The organism is Protofrankia sp. CiT1, from assembly GCF_917627335.1.
Taxonomy (GTDB): domain Bacteria; phylum Actinomycetota; class Actinomycetes; order Frankiales; family Frankiaceae; genus Protofrankia.
Genome location: NZ_CAKJTP010000039.1, coordinates 33,871 through 34,654, shown reverse-complemented (window position 1 = coordinate 34,654; position 784 = coordinate 33,871). Strand labels below are relative to the sequence as shown.

At 76.1% G+C, this 784-nt stretch carries 1 pseudogene; it reads right to left on the bottom strand.

Features of this window, described 5'->3' with window-relative positions:
* Positions 1-784, bottom strand: a pseudogene (locus MJ785_RS09275) (primosomal protein N'); the annotation flags it as partial.

Genomic DNA, 784 nt, shown 5'->3' with positions numbered 1-784 from the left:
CCCCTGACAACGGCCGCACCGGGCTGGCCGGCGGCAGCCCGCGCAGGCCAGTGACGGCTGGTACCCGCGCCGGGGCACCTGGACGAGGACCGGCGCGCCGGCGGCCAACGCCTCCCGGGCCGCCCGCCAGGCGAGCGACGGCAACCGCGCGGCCCGCGCCGCTGGATCTCTGGCCTCCTCGAAGTCCGAACCGGTGGCTTCCACCCGGGCGGCCGCGGCCCGCACCACCGACCGCGGCGGGACCAGCGCACCCGCCCAGCCGACGCGAACCAGTGCCTGCGCGTCGGCCGACGGCGACCACCCGCCGATGAGCAGCCCCGCCCGTTGCTGCCGGGAGCGCAGCACCGCGACGTCACGGGTGTGGGGATAGGGCGAGCGGGGTTCGGCGTGCAGATCGTCCCCGTCGTCCCAGACAACGATCAGGCCAAGATCCCGGACCGGTGCGAACACAGCCGCGCGGGTGCCCACCACGACCCGTGCGCTCCCCCGCCTGACGGCCAGGAAACGGCGGTACCGTTCGGCCGGGCCGAGATCAGCGCTGAGCGCGGCAAAACCGGCCGCGCCGAGGACACCCCGCATCGCGTCGGCAACACGGTCGATGTCGCGGTGATCGGGGACGACGATCAGGACGCCCCGGGCCGATCGGACCGTGGCGGCGGCGGCCGCGGTCACCATCGCGGGCCAGGACGGACCGGGCAGTGCCCACCACACCACCCGGGGGCTGCCGCCCGCGGCCAGATCGGCGATCATCCGTTCGCCCTCCGGATACCGCGACCAGTCGCCC